The sequence below is a fragment of the Eubacterium sp. An11 genome, from assembly GCF_002161065.1.
Classification (GTDB): Bacteria; Bacillota; Clostridia; order Lachnospirales; family Lachnospiraceae; genus Anaerobutyricum; species Anaerobutyricum faecale.
Genome location: NZ_NFLV01000089.1, coordinates 1 through 926 on the forward strand (window position 1 = coordinate 1; position 926 = coordinate 926).

1 protein-coding gene and 1 pseudogene are annotated in these 926 nt (G+C 40.0%); one reads left to right on the forward strand and one right to left on the reverse strand.

The genetic code is table 11. The features are described from left to right. Positions 1–155, reverse strand: a pseudogene (locus tag B5E53_RS19905) (DNA polymerase IV); the annotation flags it as partial. A gap of 409 nt (positions 156–564) precedes the next feature. Here B5E53_RS19905 and B5E53_RS18670 point away from each other — a divergent pair. Then, a partial coding sequence (locus tag B5E53_RS18670) for a DUF5688 family protein (RefSeq protein ID WP_242963822.1) occupies positions 565–926 on the forward strand: 362 nt, incomplete at its 3' end.

Below are 926 nucleotides of genomic sequence, written 5' to 3' on the forward strand. Positions count from 1 at the left end.
CCGTGCCGCATTGCCATATCACCGCCAACCGCAGACACCTTTTCCCGCAGATCCTCCTTCCCGCCTAAATGGTGGAGGCGGTAAACAGCTTCCCAGCTCAGAAATGCGGAATTTACATCAATATGAAAAATAACGTTTCTTCTTTCCAAACTCATGTTCGCCTCCTTTTTCTCTTATTATGGCGAACATACGTTCTTTCGTCAAGAGGATTTTTCTGTCAAAACCTGACGTACAAAGGGGTGCTGCTTATTTGTTATGCTATATATAGGTGTGTAAAGCTATTTTTTATTTGACCACCACTATATCTAGTGTTATACTAAATTTGTACCATATATTTTGTGTCTATCCGGAAAGGATTTATCACACGCTGTTTAGGTTTGTAATCAGTCAGAGGGATACTCTGCCATCAGGCAGTACCTTCTGGCTTTTTTTATTTTGCAGAGAACTGCACGCTGTCAGAGAATGAACATTTTGCGTCATTCTCTTTTTTTATGCCTGAACATGGGAAAGGAGGGTTGTTTTTCAATGCTCCGGATGGACATAGTAACAGAAAGGAGAATCAAAATGACTTACAAAGAATTTGAAATGCAAGTAAAAACGTATCTGGAGGAGAACCTTGGTGCTGACGTTACTGTCAGCACATACACGGCAAGAAAGAACAATCAAACCCTCTGCCAAGGTCTTCTCATTGAAGACGCCTCCGATGGAGAGCGTTTCTCAGCATCCCCGGTTATCTATCTGGATGATTTCTATAGCAACTTGTGTAATGGATCATCTTTTGAAGAGATAGCAAAAACCATATATAAATTATATCGGAACGCCAAGCAGACTGGAGATTTTAAGCTGAAGGACTTAACTAATTTCGAGGAACTGAAGGAAAAAATCATCTATAAATTAATCAATCTGGATATGAACAAGGATCTTTT